The organism is Streptomyces eurythermus (assembly GCF_014649115.1).
In the GTDB taxonomy this organism is placed as follows: Bacteria; Actinomycetota; Actinomycetes; order Streptomycetales; family Streptomycetaceae; genus Streptomyces; species Streptomyces eurythermus.
Map to the genome: position 1 here is coordinate 252,702 of NZ_BMSK01000012.1, position 15,477 is coordinate 268,178.

The 15,477-nt window shown below is 73.5% G+C and carries 16 protein-coding genes and 1 pseudogene; 9 read left to right on the top strand and 8 right to left on the bottom strand.

What is annotated here, in order from left to right; translation table 11 throughout:
- Nucleotides 1-7: 7 nt before the first annotated feature.
- The 3 genes from IE251_RS23875 to IE251_RS23885 all read right to left on the bottom strand — a co-directional run bounded on the left by IE251_RS23875 (nucleotide 8) and on the right by IE251_RS23885 (nucleotide 3,472).
- Entirely contained in the window at nucleotides 8-1,387 is a 1,380-nt protein-coding gene (locus IE251_RS23875; RefSeq protein ID WP_189755038.1) for a CitMHS family transporter, read from the bottom strand.
- 141 nt (nucleotides 1,388-1,528) lie between these two features.
- Complete coding sequence (locus tag IE251_RS23880) at nucleotides 1,529-2,146, bottom strand: TetR/AcrR family transcriptional regulator (protein ID WP_189755039.1); 618 nt, start codon at nucleotides 2,144-2,146, stop codon at nucleotides 1,529-1,531.
- Between the two features lie 768 nt (nucleotides 2,147-2,914).
- Nucleotides 2,915-3,472: a hypothetical protein gene (locus IE251_RS23885; protein ID WP_189755040.1), complete on the bottom strand. Its 558-nt coding sequence runs from the start codon at nucleotides 3,470-3,472 to the stop codon at nucleotides 2,915-2,917.
- Nucleotides 3,473-3,625: 153 nt separating this feature from the next.
- On the opposite strand from IE251_RS23885, the gene hmgA reads away from it, so the two are divergent.
- From hmgA to IE251_RS23900, 3 genes are read left to right on the top strand one after another with little or no spacing between them, the layout of a single operon-like run.
- The gene (gene hmgA, locus IE251_RS23890) at nucleotides 3,626-4,936 is read left to right on the top strand and encodes a homogentisate 1,2-dioxygenase (protein WP_189755041.1); all 1,311 of its coding nucleotides are present in this window, start codon (nucleotides 3,626-3,628) and stop codon (nucleotides 4,934-4,936) included.
- 46 nt (nucleotides 4,937-4,982) lie between these two features.
- A complete protein-coding gene (locus IE251_RS23895; protein ID WP_189755042.1) occupies nucleotides 4,983-5,732 on the top strand; it encodes a GntR family transcriptional regulator in 750 nt (249 codons plus the stop codon).
- A gap of 24 nt (nucleotides 5,733-5,756) precedes the next feature.
- On the top strand, nucleotides 5,757-6,911 hold the full coding sequence (locus tag IE251_RS23900; RefSeq protein ID WP_189755043.1) for a type ISP restriction/modification enzyme: 1,155 nt from the start codon (nucleotides 5,757-5,759) through the stop codon (nucleotides 6,909-6,911).
- Here IE251_RS23900 and IE251_RS23905 read toward each other — a convergent pair.
- Both IE251_RS23905 and IE251_RS23910 read right to left on the bottom strand, forming a co-directional pair.
- Nucleotides 6,908-7,444, bottom strand: coding sequence for a nucleotidyltransferase domain-containing protein (locus IE251_RS23905; RefSeq protein WP_189755044.1), 537 nt, complete (start codon nucleotides 7,442-7,444; stop codon nucleotides 6,908-6,910). The genes IE251_RS23900 and IE251_RS23905 overlap by 4 nt on opposite strands.
- A 5-nt stretch (nucleotides 7,445-7,449) precedes the next feature.
- Nucleotides 7,450-8,163 carry a TetR/AcrR family transcriptional regulator gene (locus IE251_RS23910; RefSeq protein WP_189755045.1) on the bottom strand — a complete coding sequence of 238 codons (714 nt, stop codon included), beginning with the start codon at nucleotides 8,161-8,163 and terminating at the stop codon, nucleotides 7,450-7,452.
- A gap of 64 nt (nucleotides 8,164-8,227) precedes the next feature.
- Here IE251_RS23910 and IE251_RS23915 point away from each other — a divergent pair, with 64 nt between their 5' ends.
- Genes IE251_RS23915 through IE251_RS23925 form a run of 3 tightly spaced genes read left to right on the top strand, consistent with a single transcriptional unit; the run spans nucleotide 8,228 to nucleotide 11,204 of the window.
- A complete protein-coding gene (locus tag IE251_RS23915; RefSeq protein WP_189755046.1) occupies nucleotides 8,228-9,184 on the top strand; it encodes an ATP-binding cassette domain-containing protein in 957 nt (318 codons plus the stop codon).
- Nucleotides 9,181-9,960, top strand: a complete 780-nt coding sequence (locus IE251_RS23920; protein ID WP_189755047.1) for an ABC transporter permease — start codon at nucleotides 9,181-9,183, stop codon at nucleotides 9,958-9,960. Before IE251_RS23915 ends, IE251_RS23920 begins: the two co-directional genes overlap by 4 nt.
- A gap of 47 nt (nucleotides 9,961-10,007) precedes the next feature.
- Nucleotides 10,008-11,204 (top strand): CaiB/BaiF CoA transferase family protein, encoded by a 1,197-nt coding sequence (locus tag IE251_RS23925; RefSeq protein ID WP_189755048.1) that lies wholly within the window; start codon nucleotides 10,008-10,010, stop codon nucleotides 11,202-11,204.
- Nucleotides 11,205-11,245: 41 nt separating this feature from the next.
- Here IE251_RS23925 and IE251_RS23930 read toward each other — a convergent pair whose 3' ends face one another.
- Together IE251_RS23930 and IE251_RS42320 are read right to left on the bottom strand one after the other, a co-directional pair.
- On the bottom strand, nucleotides 11,246-11,515 hold the full coding sequence (locus tag IE251_RS23930) for a hypothetical protein (protein WP_189755049.1): 270 nt from the start codon (nucleotides 11,513-11,515) through the stop codon (nucleotides 11,246-11,248).
- Nucleotides 11,516-11,640: 125 nt separating this feature from the next.
- Nucleotides 11,641-11,937: pseudogene (locus tag IE251_RS42320) on the bottom strand (anti-sigma factor); the annotation flags it as partial.
- A 70-nt stretch (nucleotides 11,938-12,007) separates the two neighbouring features.
- On the opposite strand from IE251_RS42320, the gene IE251_RS23935 reads away from it, so the two are divergent.
- Nucleotides 12,008-12,418: a hypothetical protein gene (locus IE251_RS23935; protein WP_189755050.1), complete on the top strand. Its 411-nt coding sequence runs from the start codon at nucleotides 12,008-12,010 to the stop codon at nucleotides 12,416-12,418.
- Nucleotides 12,419-12,472: 54 nt separating this feature from the next.
- Here IE251_RS23935 and IE251_RS23940 read toward each other — a convergent pair whose 3' ends face one another.
- Complete coding sequence (locus IE251_RS23940) at nucleotides 12,473-13,279, bottom strand: SGNH/GDSL hydrolase family protein (RefSeq protein WP_189755051.1); 807 nt, start codon at nucleotides 13,277-13,279, stop codon at nucleotides 12,473-12,475.
- 302 nt (nucleotides 13,280-13,581) lie between these two features.
- Between IE251_RS23940 and IE251_RS23945 the strand changes: the two genes are divergently transcribed.
- Together IE251_RS23945 and IE251_RS23950 are read left to right on the top strand one after the other, a co-directional pair.
- Entirely contained in the window at nucleotides 13,582-14,013 is a 432-nt protein-coding gene (locus IE251_RS23945) for a hypothetical protein (RefSeq protein ID WP_189755052.1), read from the top strand.
- Between the two features lie 347 nt (nucleotides 14,014-14,360).
- Nucleotides 14,361-15,455 (top strand): DUF5925 domain-containing protein, encoded by a 1,095-nt coding sequence (locus IE251_RS23950; RefSeq protein WP_189755053.1) that lies wholly within the window; start codon nucleotides 14,361-14,363, stop codon nucleotides 15,453-15,455.
- Nucleotides 15,456-15,477 lie beyond the last annotated feature (22 nt).

A 15,477-nucleotide genomic window follows, 5' to 3' on the forward strand; every position in this document is an offset into this window, starting at 1 on the left:
GGGGTGATCAGACGATGCCGAACAGGAGCGCCGAGCCGAGCACCACCAGGGAGGTGAGCGCGGCCCACTTCACCACGAACCGGGTGTGGTCGCCGAACTCCACCTTGGCCATGCCGACCAGGACGTAGACGGCCGGGACGAGCGGGCTCGACATGTGCAGCGGCTGGCCGGCGATCGAGGCGCGGGCGATCTCCAGCGAGGAGACGCCGTGCGCGTGGCCCGCCTCGGCGAGCACCGGCAGGACGCCGAAGTAGAAGCCGTCGTTGGACATGAAGTAGGTGAGCGGGATGCTCAGCACGCCGGTGACGAGGGCCATGTGCGGGCCCATGCCGTCGGGGATGTTGCCGACCAGCCACTTCGCCATGTGGTCGACCATGCCGGTGCCCTGGAGGACGCCGGTGAACACGGCGGCGGCGAACACCATGCCGGAGACGTTGAGGACGTTCTCCGCGTGCGCGGCGATCCGGGCCTTCTGGTCCGGCATGTGCGGGAAGTTGACGGTCAGCGCGAGGGCGGCGCCGAGCAGGAACAGCACCGGGATCGGCAGCCACTCCATGATCATGGCGGTGAGCAGGACGACCGTGAGCAGCGCGTTGAACCAGTACAGCTTCGGGCGCAGGGTGGGGCGGGCCGGGTCCAGGCCCTGGAAGCCGTCCCCGGCGGGGTCCGCGGGCAGGTCCGCGCCGGCGCCGGAACCGCCGGCCTTCGCGCCGGAGGCGGCGCCGACCAGCACCGTCTCGGTCTCCTCCACCAGCACTTCGTCCAGCGTGAGCACGCCGAGCCGCCGGCGCTCGCGGCGGCCGAGGACGTAGGCGAGGACGAGGACGAACAGCAGGCCCATGGCGAGGGCCGGGATCATCGGTACGAAGATGTCGCTCGCGTCCACCTTCAGCGCGGTGGCGGCGCGGGCGGTGGGGCCGCCCCAGGGGAGCGTGTTCATCACGCCGTTGGCCATGGCGGCGACGCCGGTCATCACGACCAGGGACATCTTCAGCCGCTTGTAGAGCGGGTACATCGCCGAGACGGTGATCATGAAGGTGGTGGAGCCGTCGCCGTCCAGGGAGACGATCGCGGCGAGGACCGCCGTGCCGACCACGATCCGCAGCGGGTCGGCCTTGCAGAACTTCAGGATGCCCCGGACGACCGGGTCGAAGAGGCCGACGTCGATCATCACACCGAAGTAGACGATCGCGAACATGAGCATCGCCGCGGTGGGGGCGAGGCTGGTGACGCCGTCGATGACGTAGTCACCGAGTTTGCCGCCCTTGCCCACGAACACGCAGAACAGCGCGGGGATGAGCACGAGCGCCGCGATCGGCGACATCTTCTTCAGCATGATCAGGACCAGGAAGGTCGCGATCATGGCGAAGCCGAGGATGGTCAGCATGAAATGGATACCTAACGTTCGCCCTTGAACATCCCACCTGGGGGTCGGCGGTGCGATGACGTTAGGTCCGTTCAACCGGCGTTAACAAGATGTTGACGTGTGAGCAATAAGCGCAAAAGTCCAGGTCAGAGGCGGGACGGTTCAGTCGAGTACGCGGCCCAGGTAGGCCCGCAGCAGCTCCCTGGTCTCGGCGATGACCGCCTCGTCCCCCTCCGGGTCGATCCGGAAGGCGAGTTGCACGAGGGTGTCGGCGCTCTCCACGGCGACCAGGAAGACCCGTCGCAGATCCGTGTCCGGGGTGCGGCCGAGGTAGCCCGCGAGCAGCTCGGTGAGCCGGTCGGAGACGCGGGTGTTGGGCTCGTCGTGGCGGCAGCCGACCGGGATCTGGTTGCCGAAGTCGACCAGCGAGAAGCCGGGCGCGGTGCGCTTCATGGCGAGGTACTCGTCGAGGACGGCGTCCATGGCGGCCCGCCAGTCCCCCGCGCGGGCCCGGTCCAGCCGCTCGGTGACACGCTCGACGTACCGCTCCAGGTTGCGCTGGGCGAGGGCGTCGGCCATCTCCCGCTTGTTGCCGAAGAACCGGTAGACCGAGCCGATGGGGACGCCGGCGCGCTGGGCGACGGCGCGGGTGCTCAGGGCGTCGTAGCCGACCTCGTCGAGGAGACCGGCGCAGGCGTCGAGGATCCGGGTGAGCCGCTCGGCGCTGCGCCGCTGGACGGGCGCGCGACGAAGCGAGGTCGCGTGGGGCACGGGCTTCATGATGCCTTTCCGCCGGAGTTAGGTAAACCTTCCTCAGAGTACGGAGAGGAGCCGCCCGGCACTCATCCGCCGACGCGGGCGCACGCGTGCCGGATACGTCACCGGACACGCCGACCGCGCACCACGGGCACGGCGACCGCGCACGGCAGCCGACCGTAGAGCCGCCCACACACCCGCCGGACCGGCCCACGCGAGCCGGATCAGGCCCACCGGGACCACCGCCACTCCCCCGCCGGACCGCCCGGTGCCGCTCCGCCGACCCGGCCACGCCCCCGCCCCCCCGCCGTCCGGCCCACCCCGGCCACCGGACCGCCGCTCCCCCGACCCGGCCGCCCGACCACCCGCGGACCCGGCCTCTCCCCCGCCGACCGGCCCGTCCCTCACCCCCACACCGACAACGACCCCGCACCGCCAGGCCCACCTACCGAGCCGACCGGAACCGCCACCACCGCCCCAGACATCCACCCCACCCCATCCACCGAACCACCACGCCGACGGGCCCGGGGAGCAACCGACACACCCCCACCAACCAACCGGACCACCCACCGACCCAGCCGCTCCCCCGCCGACCGGCCCCTCCCTCACCCCCACACCGACAAGCGCCCCGCACCACCAGGCCCACCCACCGAGCCGACCGGACTACCCGCCGAACCCACGGGACCGCCGCGCCGACCGGGCCCGGCCCACCAGAGCAACCGGCACTCCCCTGCCGGCCGGCCGCCGTCCTCGTCCGCGACTCACGCCCCCCCCCCCGCCACTCCGCCGGGCTCACGCGCCCGGCGTGGCCGGCGTGGTGCCGTTCGGGGGGCGGTGCGTGCGCGTCTCCGCGTCGGAGACCGTGATGTCGGCGGTGCTTTCGATCGGCTTGCCGTGCACCGCCCACACCGTGCCGTCGTCGGCGTACAGGCGGGCCGTGATCTGGTGGGTGCCGTGCGGGATGCGGTCGGCGGCCAGGTGGTGGGCGGGGGTGTGCAGCCGGGCGACCGGGCGGCCGTCGACGTAGAGCTGGACGAGCCCGCGCCCGAGGGCGGCGGCCGGCCGGGTGCCGGGCGCGGAACAGCGGAAGTGACGCAGCCTCAGCCGGACGTCCCAGCCGCCGGCCGAGTCCGGGGTGACCTCGACGGCGACGGCGGGCGCGTTCTTCTCGGGCACCTCGCGCAGGTTGCGGCCCGTCTCGTCGGTGCTGTCCAGCACGGATCCCACAGGCGAGGGCGAGACCGTGCCCTCGTGCGCCTCACCGGTTGCGCAGGCCGCCGCTCCCCACGGCAGCAGGACGCACACCACGAGCGCGGTGAGCCGCCCGCGCGTCCACTTCTTCCACGACATGATCCGGAGCGTAGAACAGCGCCCCGGCACCCGGGATCCGCCTCAGGTCTGGTTCGCGCCCTACCTCGGAGGGAGGACCGGGAACCCTCTTGCGCGGACCTTCGCCGATTCCTACGGTGTTGCATAGGAATCGGGAGCGCGCGAGGAGCGATCATGAGCGGGGACGCACGGAAGGCCGCCGAGGGGCTGTCGTATCTGACCGGGTTCGGCAATGAGCACGCCTCGGAGGCGGTGCCGGGCGCCCTGCCCGAGGGCCGCAACTCGCCACAGCGCGCACCGCTCGGCCTGTACGCCGAGCAGCTGAGCGGTACGGCGTTCACCGAGCCGCGCGCGCACAACCGGCGCTCGTGGCTGTACCGCATCCGCCCCTCGGCCGCCCACCCGCCGTTCACCCGCACCGGCAACGGCGCGCTGCGCACGGCCCCCTTCACCGAGACGGTGCCCGACCCCAACCGGCTGCGCTGGAACCCGCTGCCCGAGCCCCCGGCCGGCACCGACTTCCTCGGCGGGCTGTGGACGCTGGGCGGCAACGGCGACGCGACCCAGCGCACGGGCATGGCCGTGCACCTGTACCACGCCAACTCCTCGATGGAGCGCGTCTTCTCCGACGCCGACGGGGAACTGCTGATCGTGCCGGAGCGCGGCGGGCTGCTGCTGCACACCGAGTTCGGCCGGCTGCGTGTGGAACCGGCCCATGTGGCGCTGATCCCCCGTGGGGTGCGCTTCCGTGTGGAGCTGCTGGACGATTCCGCGCGCGGTTATGTGTGCGAGAACTACGGGGCGCCGTTCCGGCTGCCCGACCTCGGTCCCATCGGCGCCAACGGCCTCGCCAATCCCCGGGACTTCCAGGCGCCGGTCGCCGCGTACGAGGACGTCGAGGGCCCGGTGGAGGTGGTGAACAAGTTCTGCGGCAACCTGTGGACGGCAACGTACGACCACAGCCCCCTGGATGTGGTCGCCTGGCACGGCAACCATGTGCCGTACGTCTATGACCTGCGCCGGTTCAATGTGATCGGCACCATCTCCTACGACCACCCGGACCCGTCGATCTTCACGGTGCTGACCTCCCCGTCGGACACCCCGGGCCTGGCCGGCGTGGACTTCGTGGTCTTCGCGCCGCGCTGGCTGGTGGGCGAGGACACCTTCCGGCCGCCGTACTTCCACCGGAACGTGATGAGCGAGTACATGGGCCTGATCGAGGGGGCCTACGACGCCAAGGCGGAGGGTTTCGTGCCCGGCGGCGGCTCGCTGCACAACATGATGTCGGCGCACGGCCCGGACCGGGAGACGTTCGACCGGGCGAGCGCGGCCGAGCTGCGCCCGCACAAGATCGACGACGGGCTGGCCTTCATGTTCGAGACCCGCTGGCCGGTGACCCTCACCCCGCACGCGGCCGGCGCGGACCACCTCCAGCAGCGCTACGACGATGTGTGGCAGGGACTTCAGCGGCACTTCCGGGGGTGACGGCCGCCGTTGCGCGGGAGGTTGCCCGCCGGGTACGGATAGCGGGGTGACCTCCTTCGCCCCGGACTCCATCGTCCTGAACCGCAAGCTGCCGCTGTGGTACCAGGTGTCGCAGTCGCTGCGCGCCTCGATACTGGGCCGCTCCCCCGAGGACCCGCTGCGGCTGCCCACCGAGGAACGGCTGGCGGAGCACTACGGCGTGAGCGTGCTGACCATGCGCCAGGCGCTGAAGGAACTGGAGGACGAGGGGCTGATCAGCCGGCACCGGCGGCGCGGCACGTTCATCGAGCCCGGGGTGCGGCGCGGGGCGCCGGTGCGGCTGCTGGGCTCGGTGGACGCCATCGTGGCGCAGCAGTCCGGGATGACGACCGAGCTGCTGGAGCACGGGCGGGTGCCGGTGCCGGCCGCGCTCGCCGAGTACTTCCCGGACCTCGCGGAGGTGGCGGTGTACCACCGGCTGCGCGGCGACGAGAAGACCGGGGAGCCGACCAACCACGCCGTCAACCACATCCGGCCCGACCTGGCCGAGCGGATCGACCCGGACGACCTGGTGCGCTGGCCGATGACCAAGGTGCTGCGGGACGTGGTGAAGGCCGACATCAGCCGGATCACCGACACGGTGCAGGCGCGGCTCGCCGATCCGGAGACCGCGCGGCTGCTCGATGTGCCGTTGCTCAGCCCGATCCTGCACTACACGGGGGTGACGTACGACAGCGAGGGGCGGGTGCTGGACGTGGCCGTCATCCACTACCGGGGGGACCGGTTCTCGTTCACGGTCACTCTCGACGCCACCTGAGCCGGGGGCGGACGAGGCCGTACGATGCCCACCGTGACGCACGACGACGCTCCGCTTCTGGCGGACCTCATGCCGTGGTCCGTCGCACCGATGCGGCCGGGCCGGCACTGGCCGACGGCGCCCGACCCGGCGTCGCTGCGGGCCCGCTGGGAGGCGCTGCTGCGGGCCGAGGGGCCGGACCGGGAGGCCCTGTTCGAGCCGACCCGGGCGCGTGCGCTCACCTCGGCCGTGGGCCAGTTGCCCGGTCAGTCCACCGGTACCGGACGGCTCGCCCGGGCCGAGGGTCCCTGTGCGGAGCCGGTGCGGGTGCTGGCCGCGCCGTTCGACGAGCGGTGGCTGATCCCGGACCACCGGCTGATCGACACGGCCCGCCCGGAGCTGTGGCGGGTGGCGGACGCGCGGCAGGTGTTCACGGCCCAGACGGGTGACGCGGACCTGCCGCTGCTGGCGACCCCGCTGCTGCCCACGCTGCGCACCGGCCGGATCCGCCCGCTGTACCGCCGCCCGGGCGGCGCCGAACCGAACCTGGCCCCGGGCCTGTCGGACCTGCTGGCCGTCCGCCTGGGCGCACGCCCCTCGGCGGCGGACGTGCTGGCCTGGATCGTGGCGGCGGTCCGCCCGGACCTGACCGTGCCGCTCACCGACGACGGCGACCTGTGGGCGGCCGGGGTGGAGCTGGGCCGCCGGATGCTGTGGCTGATGTGCCGGGACGGGGAGCGGCCCCGACTGCCCGGTGGCCGGCGGCCGTACGTCCGGGCGCCGCTGCCGGGCCGTCCGGGGACCCTGCGGTACGACCCGGACGAGGAGGCCCTGTACCTGGACGAGGGCCGGATCTCCCCCGTCCCGGCCGGGGCGTGGGAGTTCGAGGTGGCCGGGGCCCGGGTGCTGGAGTCCTGGTTCGCGGCCCGTACCGCGCCGGCCGAGCCGGGCACGCTCGCCGCGATCCGCCCGGCGGCCTGGCCGCAGAGCTGGACCTCGGAACTGCTGGAGCTGATCACGGTCCTCGCGCTGCTGACCGAACTGCGGGCCCCGCGCGCCCGGTTGCGGCCGGAGTCGGCGGTGACGGCGGACGAGCTGCGGCGCGCGGGCGTACTGCCGGTCCCGGAACCCGCCCGGCGCCCCGCGTCGGTACTGGACCACCAGGAGGAGGGCCCGGAGGGTCAGTTCGCGCTGCTCTAGCCCACCGTACGAGGGCGCAGGGCGGCCTCCAGGCGGGCGATGTCCTCGGCGTCCTTGGCCCGGCGGGGCCGGGACGGGTCCCAGACGGGCATCATGCGCTTGATCTCGATCTGGGCGTGCGGTGCGACGATGGGCGCCCGGAGCGCGCCGATCCGGCCGGGTTCGGTCCCGAGCAGGCCGTCCGGCCAGGGGGTGCCGGCCCAGGGCCCGCCCGCCACGGTCACCCGGCCTTCCGTGTCCCGGTCGATCAGGGTGAAGCTGCTGTCCAGGCCGTCCTCGACGAAGTCGAGCTGGAGGTCCGCGGGCGGACCCGGCACCGGTGTGTGGCCGAGCCGGGTGAGGAGGCCGGCGAGGGCCGGGGCGTCCCGCGCCCAGGCGAACCAGTCGATGTCCCCGTGGTCCCGGGTGACCTCGCCGAGGAAGAAGTCCATCGCCCAGCCGCCGCGCAGCCACAGCGGGATCCCGGCGTCCCGGGCCGCCCGGAGCACCCGCGCGATCAGGCCGAGCTGGCGCCGGGCGCGTTCCTCGTCCACGACGGCTACCGGCGCGGCGCGAACGCGTCGATGACCCGCTCCACCGCCCGTTCGAAGACCGCCTCCAGATCGATCGGACCGGCGTCCTCGGTGAACGCCGCCGCCATGCGCGGGTACGCTCCGGTGGCGAGCCGGCCGCCCAGGTAGGCGATGCGGACCGCGTTCTCCTCGTCCTCCGACCACGGCAGGGCGCGCACCCGCTCGGCGGTGTCGAGTTCGTTGCGGACGTAGGCCGTGACCATGCCGTTCAGCATCGCGATCAGCTCCAGCTTGGTGCCGTACCGCTCCTGGAGCGGGTCCAGGCAGGCCAGGCAGTGCTCCAGGTAGCGCAGGGCGTTCGGACTGAAGCCGTAGGCGGGGGACATCAGGCGCGGCAGCCACGGGTGGCGGCGCATCAGCTCGCGGGTCTGCCGGGCCACCCGGCGCATGTCGGTCCGCCAGTCGCCGCTCGGCTCCCACAACTCGTGCTCGCCGCCGACCGCGTCCACCATCAGCTCGTACAGGTCCTCCTTGCGGGGGACGTAGTTGTAGAGCGACATGGTGCCGCAGCCCAGTTCGGCGGCGACGTGCCGCATCGACACCGCGTCGAGACCTTGCGCGTCGGCGATCCGGACGGCCGCGGCGGCGATGTCGTCACGCGTGTACGCCGGTCGCGGGCCCCGGCCGGTGCGCTGGGGGCGCGCCCAGATCACCTCGGGTACGGCCCCTCGGACTGCCATCGATCGATCACCTCGCACACCATCCTAGTTACGTACGGCGTACGTAGTGCGGTATGGTCCGGGCATGGCTACTACGTACGCTGTACTTAGTGAAGGTCTGGAGAAGCGCTTCGGCGCTGTGCGGGCCCTGCGCGGGCTGGATCTGGCCGTCGCCGAGGGCACGGTCTGCGGACTGCTGGGCCCGAACGGGGCCGGGAAGACGACGGCGGTGCGGCTGCTGACCACACTGCTGCGCCCGGACGGGGGCTCGGCCCGGATCGCCGGGCACGACCTGGTGCGGGAGGCGGCGGCCGTGCGGCGCCGCATCGGGGTCACCGGGCAGTACGCCTCGGTCGACGGCGACCTCACCGGCCGGGAGAACCTGCGGCTGTTCGCCCGGCTGCACCGGGTGCGCGGGCCGGCCGCCCGCGCCGACGAGCTGCTGGAGCGCTTCGGCCTGGCGGAGGCGGCGGACCGCAGGGCATCGGCGTACTCCGGCGGCATGCGGCGGCGACTGGACCTGGCGGTGAGCCTGGTGCGCCGTCCCGACGTGCTGTTCCTGGACGAGCCGACCACCGGCCTCGACCCGGCCGGCCGCGCCCGGATCTGGCAGGCGGTACGGGAGCTGAAGGCGGAGGGCACGACCGTGCTGCTGACCACGCAGTACCTGGAGGAGGCCGACCGGCTCGCCGACGACATCGCCCTGGTGGACCGGGGGCGGGTGGCGCACACCGGCTCGCCCGCCGCGCTCAAGGCGGTCGTCGGGTCGTACGCGGAGGCGGTGGTCGCAGGCGCCGGGGCGCTCACCCGGGCGGCGGCCGTGCTCGACCGGCTGACCGGCCGGGAGCCCGTGCTCGACCATGAGCGGGGCGCCGTCGGCGCGGTCACCACCGACCCGACGCTCACCCTGCCCCGGCTGGTGCGCGAACTGGACGCGGCCGGCGTGCCGTTGCTGGACGCGGGCATCCGGCCGCCCACCCTGGACGACGTCTTCCTGCGGCTCACCGGGGAGTCGGCCGAGGCCGAGGAGGCGGCCGCGTGAGCGCGCTCGCGCACGACGGGCTGGCGATGGCGGGCCGGCACCTGCGCCGGGTCCGCAACAACCCGGGGCTGGCGGTGCTGACCCAGCTCATGCCGGTCAACATGCTGCTGTTCTTCGGCTACGTGTTCGGCAGCGCGCTGACCGTGTCCGGCCGCGAGTACCGCTCCTTCCTGGTGCCCGGGCTGCTCGTCGCGACCGCCGCCGGCGGGCTGATGACCGGCATGTTCCAGGCGGCCCAGGACACCCACCGGGGGGTGTCGGACCGGCTGCGCACGATGCCGGTGAGCCGGGCCGCCGCACCGGTCGGGCAGGCCGTCGCGGACCTCGTCGTCACGGCGGCCGGAACGGTGCCGCTGCTGCTGACCGGGCTCGCGGTGGGCTGGCGTATCGAGGGGTCGGCGGCCGGGGCGGCCGGGGCGGTGGCGCTGCTGCTGTTCTTCCGGTTCGCCTGCACCTGCGCCGGGATCCTCCTCGGGCTGCTCAGCCGCAGCGAGGAGGCGGCCGGACAGCTCGGCTCCGCGTCCTTCGTGCTGCCGCTGCTGTCCAACGCGTACATCCCGACGGACCACCTGCCGGGCTGGCTGCGGACGCTCGCCGAGTGGAACCCGATCAGCGCGGTCACCACCGCCGTGCGGGACCTGTCCGGCAACGCGCCCGTTCCCGAGGGCGCCGCCTGGCCGGTGGCCCACCCGGTGGCCGGTTCGCTGGCCTGGTGCCTGCTGCTCACCGGCGTGTTCCTGCCGCTCGCGGTGCGCCGGTACGCGCGGGCCGAGTGAGCCCGCACTGCTGACAAGGCCGCCGGTCAGGGGAGATCATCCACCCCATGGATCAACTCCCGCTCCCCTTGGAGGGCATCACCGTCGTCGCCGTCGAACAGGCCGTGTCCGCGCCCTTCGCGACCCGGCAGCTCGCCGACCTGGGTGCCCGGGTCATCAAGGTGGAGCGGGTCGACGGCGGCGACTTCGCGCGTGGCTACGACACGGCGGCCGGCGGTCTGGCCTCGCACTTCGTGTGGTGCAACCGCGGCAAGGAGTCCCTCGCGCTGGATCTGAAGGACCCGCGCGGACTGGCCGTCGCACGGCGGCTGGTCGCGGACGCGGACGTGTTCGTGCAGAACCTGGCGCACGGCGCGGCGGCCCGGCTCGGCCTGGACGCGGCCACGCTGTGCGCCGCCCACCCGCGGCTGATCGCCGTGGACATCTCGGGCTACGGCGGCTCGGGACCGTACGCGGACAAGCGGGCCTACGACATGCTCGTGCAGTGCGAGGCGGGGCTGGTGTCAGTGACGGGGACACCGGAGCAGCCGGTGAAGGCGGGCATCCCGGCGGCGGACATCGCGGCGGCCATGTACGCGTTCTCCGGCGTGCTGGCCGCGCTGGTGCGCCGCGGCACGACCGGGCGGGGCGGGCCGGTGGAGGTGTCCATGCTGGAGGCGCTCGCCGAGTGGCTGGGGCATCCGCTGCACCACACGATGCACGGGGGCGAGCCGCCCGCCCGCACCGGGCTGGCGCACGCGGTGATCGCGCCGTACGACGCCTATCCGACGGCGGACGGCGGCCGGGTGCTGCTGTCGGTGCAGAACGACCGGGAGTGGCGGCGGCTGGCCGAACAGGTCATGGGCCGCCCGGAGCTGGGCACGGAGGAGGCGTACGCGACGAACGCCGCCCGGGTGGCGCACCGGGAGCGGACCGACGCGCTGGTGGCGGCGGCGCTGCGGGCGCTGGACACCGAGGAGGCGCTGGCCCGGCTGGAGCGGGCGGGCATCGCCTGCGCCCGGCTGCGGGACGTGCGCGAGCTGGCGGAGCATCCGCAGCTGGCGGCCCGGGAGCGGTGGCGTCAGGTGGGAACACCGGCCGGGCCGCTGAAGGCGCTGCTGCCGCCCATCACGCTGCCGGGCGGGGGCGAGGCACGGATGGGTGAGGTGCCCGCGCTCGGGCAGCACACCGGAGCGCTGCTGCGTGCCGTGGGGATGACGGACGACGAGATCGCAGCGCTGCGCCGGGACGGTGTGGTGGTCTGAGCGCGGCGCCCCCGCTCGGAGGCCGGGGCCCTGCGGTGCGGTCAGTGACCGCCGAACAGCGAACGGCGCAGCCGGCGCAGCGGCGCGAAGAGGGACACCCGGCGCACCCGCGCACCCCGGTCGCTGCGCGTGTGCACGGAGCCGCGTGCCGTCAGCTCACGCATCAGCGAAGTCGCCTCGACCGTCTCCCGCTGCGGTATGGCGGGTCCCGCCAGCACCGACAGATGGCGGTCCAGGCGCGAACTGCTCGCGCTGCTCCCGCAGGTGATCGCAGGGACCCTCGCCCTGCTGCGCATTGTTATCTGTTCCATGTCACTCCCCACCCGTACGAGTCACCCGGCCCGGGCAGGCTAACCCTATCGCCCCACTGGGGCACCCGGGTATCTCGGCCACAGGATTCACCATCCCTGTACGGGGGTTGACCATCCCCCTTTGACTACTCTCCGAATCCGACCGATTCCAGGGTGAGTTGGACAAGCGGCCGTCCGGCGGGGCGCGTTGAGCCGCCGTCAGGCACGGTGGTCACGGCGAGTGACGTCGCGGCGGTGGCGAGGACTTCCGCGATCAAGGGCGTGTCGCCCACCCGGCGGGGTGCCGGGTCCGCCGAGGGTGACGACGGCCCCCCGCGCGAAGGCGGAAGCGATCACTCCGGAGCCCCGGCCCCTCGTTCGTCCGCGCCGCTCCCCGCGCGGGCGTCCGCGGCGGACGGAACGTGGGCGATCTCACCTCGCCGCCCACCGGGTCTGCCCGGTGGCAAGGGTGCCGGAGGCGGGAAGGATGCGTCCGAGCGGCCGGAGCAGTCGGTGCGGGTCACGGTGGCCGGGGCGGGCACGGAGTACTCCGGGTCCTGTCCGCCGCCGGGCGCCCGGGCGCCCGTCTTCACGGCGACGTTCACGGTGGGGCGGCTGCCCGCGCGGGTGGAGTACCGGTGGGTGACGACGCGCGGGTCCGTGTCGGATCCCGGGTGGCGCACGCTGTCGTTCCCGGCGGGCGGCGGGAAGACGCGGCAGGCGCGGGTGACGCTCACGGTGTACCGGGGCGGGCCGGCGGCCGGGGACCAGGTCGTGGTGAAGGTGCGTGACCCGGAGAACACCGCCTCGAACGCGGTGCCGTTCTCCGTGGACTGCGCGCGGACAGCGTCGAAGACCCCGTCGGGCGGTCCCTCTTCCTCTCCCCAGGCCTCGGTGCCGGCCTCGCCTTCGGGCTCGCCCTGACCGGACTCCCGGGACGCGCCCGGAAGTTCACCCGGCGGGGCGAGCCCGTCCGGGTCACGCGTTGTTGGTGAGCACCGGCAGGTAGCCGCCGGAGTGGCCGGCCGCGGTCGGGTGGTACGACTCGCCGATGTCGAGCCAGTCGACGCTGTGCAGCCAGGAGGAGCCGGAGCAGATCTCGTGGCCGGTGAAGGTGGTGCGGACGTCGCCGAAGACGAAGCTGTGGGCGGTGGCGCGGGCCTTGATGGTGGTGTCGATGTAGTCGGCGGCGTCGTTGATGGCCGCCCGCTTGGTCTCGGAGAGGCCGAGGCAGGACTGGCCGAGCAGGTAGAAGCGGGGGTAGCCGATGACGACCACCCGGGCGGACGGGGCCTTGGCCCGGATCGCGTTGTAGAGGGTGTCCAGCTTGCCGGGGAGCGTGTTGGCGACGTACGCCTTGGCGGTGTTGATCCGGGAGAGACAGGTGCTGTCGGACTGGAGCACACATGTCGTCATGACGTCGGCGAAGCCCGCGTCGTTGCCGCCGGCCGTGACGGACACCAGCGAGGTGGAGGAGTCGAGGGAGCCGAGCTGGTTCGCGCGCACGTCGTCCGTCGTGGCGCCCGAGCAGGCGTTGAAGGCGAACGACGAGGGGCTGTGGGCGGCGTTCCACAGGTACGGGTACGCCTTGGTGCTGCGCTTGCAGCTGCCGCTGGTGCTGATGTAGCTGTCGGCGCCCACTCCGGAGGAGTAGGAGTCGCCGAGGGCCACGTAGCCGCCGGCCGCGGCCGTCGAGGACGCCTGCGCCGAGGCGGCCCCGGTGAGACCGAGGCCGGCGGCGAGGAGGAGCGAGGTAACGAGTCCGGTAAGTCGGGAACGTCTCATGGAACCTCCCTTTAGCAGGATCTCTGCCTCAACGTTGGTAGCAGCTACGCGTGTTGACAGGAAGTGTCCATGCCAAAACTTTTGTGGTCTCAACAAAGTCGACCCGAGACATTCACCGCTTGTGTATTGCGCGTGCGGGCCACGTCTGTTGACACTCGGTCAACTCCCTGGGGGGCGCGGGGGACTGCCGTCGGCACGCTTCGGGGAACGTCCGGTCCGACCGTGCCGTCGTCTTGACGCCCTGTCGGCGGCTGCGCCACATTGAAACCCGGCATCAGGCGCGTCGGGGGGCAAAGTCGCCAATGCAGAACATACGTATCAAGCCACCTTCGTCGGACGGCACCGGGACGGACACCGACGGCACCCGGCCGGGGCCGGGGAGGGGCCCGGCACCGCTGCTCGCCGGGGCCGCGGCCGCCGTCGCGACGGCCGGCGCGCTGCTCGCGCTGATCGACTCCGGCTCACCCCTGCGCGCCCCGTGCACGCTGTTCTTCCTGCTCGCGGCGCCGGCCGGGGCGCTCGCCGCGGCGCTGCGCGGCCCGGATCCGCTCGGCCGCGCGGTCACCGCCCTCGCGGGCGCGATCGCCGTCGACCTGCTGGTCGCCCAGTGCATGCTGGCCGCGCACCGCTGGTCGGCCGGGGGCGGGGTGGTCGTGGTGACCGGGTTCAGCCTGCTGGTCCTGCTGGTCGCGCTGGTACGGGGGCGCTGTTCCGGGAGGGGCCGGTACGACTGACGCTCCGGCGGAGGGGTGGGGCGCCGGTGGCGGGCTGGGGGTCCGGAGGCAGGGCCGGGCTCCGGGGGCAAGGCCGGCCCCGACGGGCGGTCGGCGCTCCGGAGCGGGGCCGGGTCCGGACCTCCGACGGTCGGTCGGGCCCGTGGAGGAGGTGGGCCCCGGTTGAGGTCGGTCGGGCCTCCGGAAAGACGGTTCGGCCTCCGGAAGGCGGGCCGGACCTCCGCGAAGGCGGCCCGGGCCCCGCAAAGACGGTCCGGGCTCCCGGAAAGACGGTCCGGGCTGTTTTCGCGGAGCGTTGGGCCGGAAATGCCGTGCGGGCGGGGCATCCGTGCCGGATCATGGCGGACATGTCCGCGAACCCACACGACGCCCTGCCGATCCGGCTCCACGTCGACGATTCCGACTCCCCGTCCGACGTCGTCGACGCGCTGTTCCTCGGCCGCTTCGCGACGGGCGAGCAACCGTACTCGCACGCGGTGAACATCGACCGCGTCCGCTCCGGAGCGACCCTGCTGCCGGAGGGCGCCCGAGTGCTGCGGGTGGCCCGCGACGACGACCGCAGCGCGACCCTCGCCGAGGGGGACGGCTGGACCCTGCTGGTCTCCCGGTGGAACCGGGGCGCGGACGTGACGGTCACCGCGACCAGCGCCGACCTGGCCAAGCGGGTCCTCGACCAGGCCACCGACGGCGCGGCCGACGAGCCGGAACCACAGCCGGAGAACGTGACGATGGGGTTCTGGTACGTCTCCCCGCGGCGCGGCCCGCACCGCACCACCCGGCAGATCGCCGCGGGCACCTGGGAGGAGGTCCGGGCCAACTACACGGCACCGGTGGCGGATGCCATGGACCGGCTGATGCGAACGACGCCCGACGACATCGCCGGCCGGCTGCTGCTGCTCCACGGCCCGCCGGGCACCGGCAAGACCTCCGCGCTGCGCACGCTGGCCCGCTCCTGGCGGGACTGGTGCCAGGTCGACTGCGTCCTGGACCCCGAGCGGCTCTTCTCCGACGTCGGCTATCTGATGGACATCGCGATCGGCGAGGACGACGGCGCGGGCAAGGGCCGCTGGCGCCTGCTGCTGCTGGAGGACTGCGACGAACTGATCCGCGGCGAGGCCCGGCACACCGCGGGCCAGGCCCTGTCCCGGCTGCTGAACCTCACCGACGGCCTGCTCGGCCAGGGCCGCAACGTGCTGGTCGGCGTCACCACCAACGAGGACCTGGAGCGGCTGCACCCGGCCGTGGTCCGCCCCGGCCGCTGTCTGGCCCGGATCGAGGTGGGCCCGCTGACCCGCCGGGAGGCGGTGGACTGGCTCGGCACCGAGCAGGGCGTCGGCCGGGAGGGCGCGACCCTGGCCGAGCTGTACGCGCTGCGCCGGGGCACCGCGCCGACGTCGGTGCCGGGGGCCCGGGAGGGAGCGGACGCGGGGCTGTACCTGTGAGCACCGCCCGGGTGAGTACGGT

Excerpts from the sequence above, each read along its gene's own strand:
- IE251_RS23875 (WP_189755038.1), bottom strand. The coding sequence starts at position 1,387 with ATGCTGACCATCCTCGGCTTCGCCATGATCGCGACCTTCCTGGTCCTG.
- IE251_RS23880 (WP_189755039.1), bottom strand. The coding sequence starts at position 2,146 with ATGAAGCCCGTGCCCCACGCGACCTCGCTTCGTCGCGCGCCCGTCCAG.
- IE251_RS23885 (WP_189755040.1), bottom strand. The coding sequence starts at position 3,472 with ATGTCGTGGAAGAAGTGGACGCGCGGGCGGCTCACCGCGCTCGTGGTG.
- hmgA (WP_189755041.1), top strand. The coding sequence starts at position 3,626 with ATGAGCGGGGACGCACGGAAGGCCGCCGAGGGGCTGTCGTATCTGACC.
- IE251_RS23900 (WP_189755043.1), top strand. The coding sequence starts at position 5,757 with ATGCCCACCGTGACGCACGACGACGCTCCGCTTCTGGCGGACCTCATG.
- IE251_RS23910 (WP_189755045.1), bottom strand. The coding sequence starts at position 8,163 with ATGGCAGTCCGAGGGGCCGTACCCGAGGTGATCTGGGCGCGCCCCCAG.
- IE251_RS23915 (WP_189755046.1), top strand. The coding sequence starts at position 8,228 with ATGGCTACTACGTACGCTGTACTTAGTGAAGGTCTGGAGAAGCGCTTC.
- IE251_RS23925 (WP_189755048.1), top strand. The coding sequence starts at position 10,008 with ATGGATCAACTCCCGCTCCCCTTGGAGGGCATCACCGTCGTCGCCGTC.
- IE251_RS23930 (WP_189755049.1), bottom strand. The coding sequence starts at position 11,515 with ATGGAACAGATAACAATGCGCAGCAGGGCGAGGGTCCCTGCGATCACC.
- IE251_RS23940 (WP_189755051.1), bottom strand. The coding sequence starts at position 13,279 with ATGAGACGTTCCCGACTTACCGGACTCGTTACCTCGCTCCTCCTCGCC.
- IE251_RS23945 (WP_189755052.1), top strand. The coding sequence starts at position 13,582 with ATGCAGAACATACGTATCAAGCCACCTTCGTCGGACGGCACCGGGACG.
- IE251_RS23950 (WP_189755053.1), top strand. The coding sequence starts at position 14,361 with ATGTCCGCGAACCCACACGACGCCCTGCCGATCCGGCTCCACGTCGAC.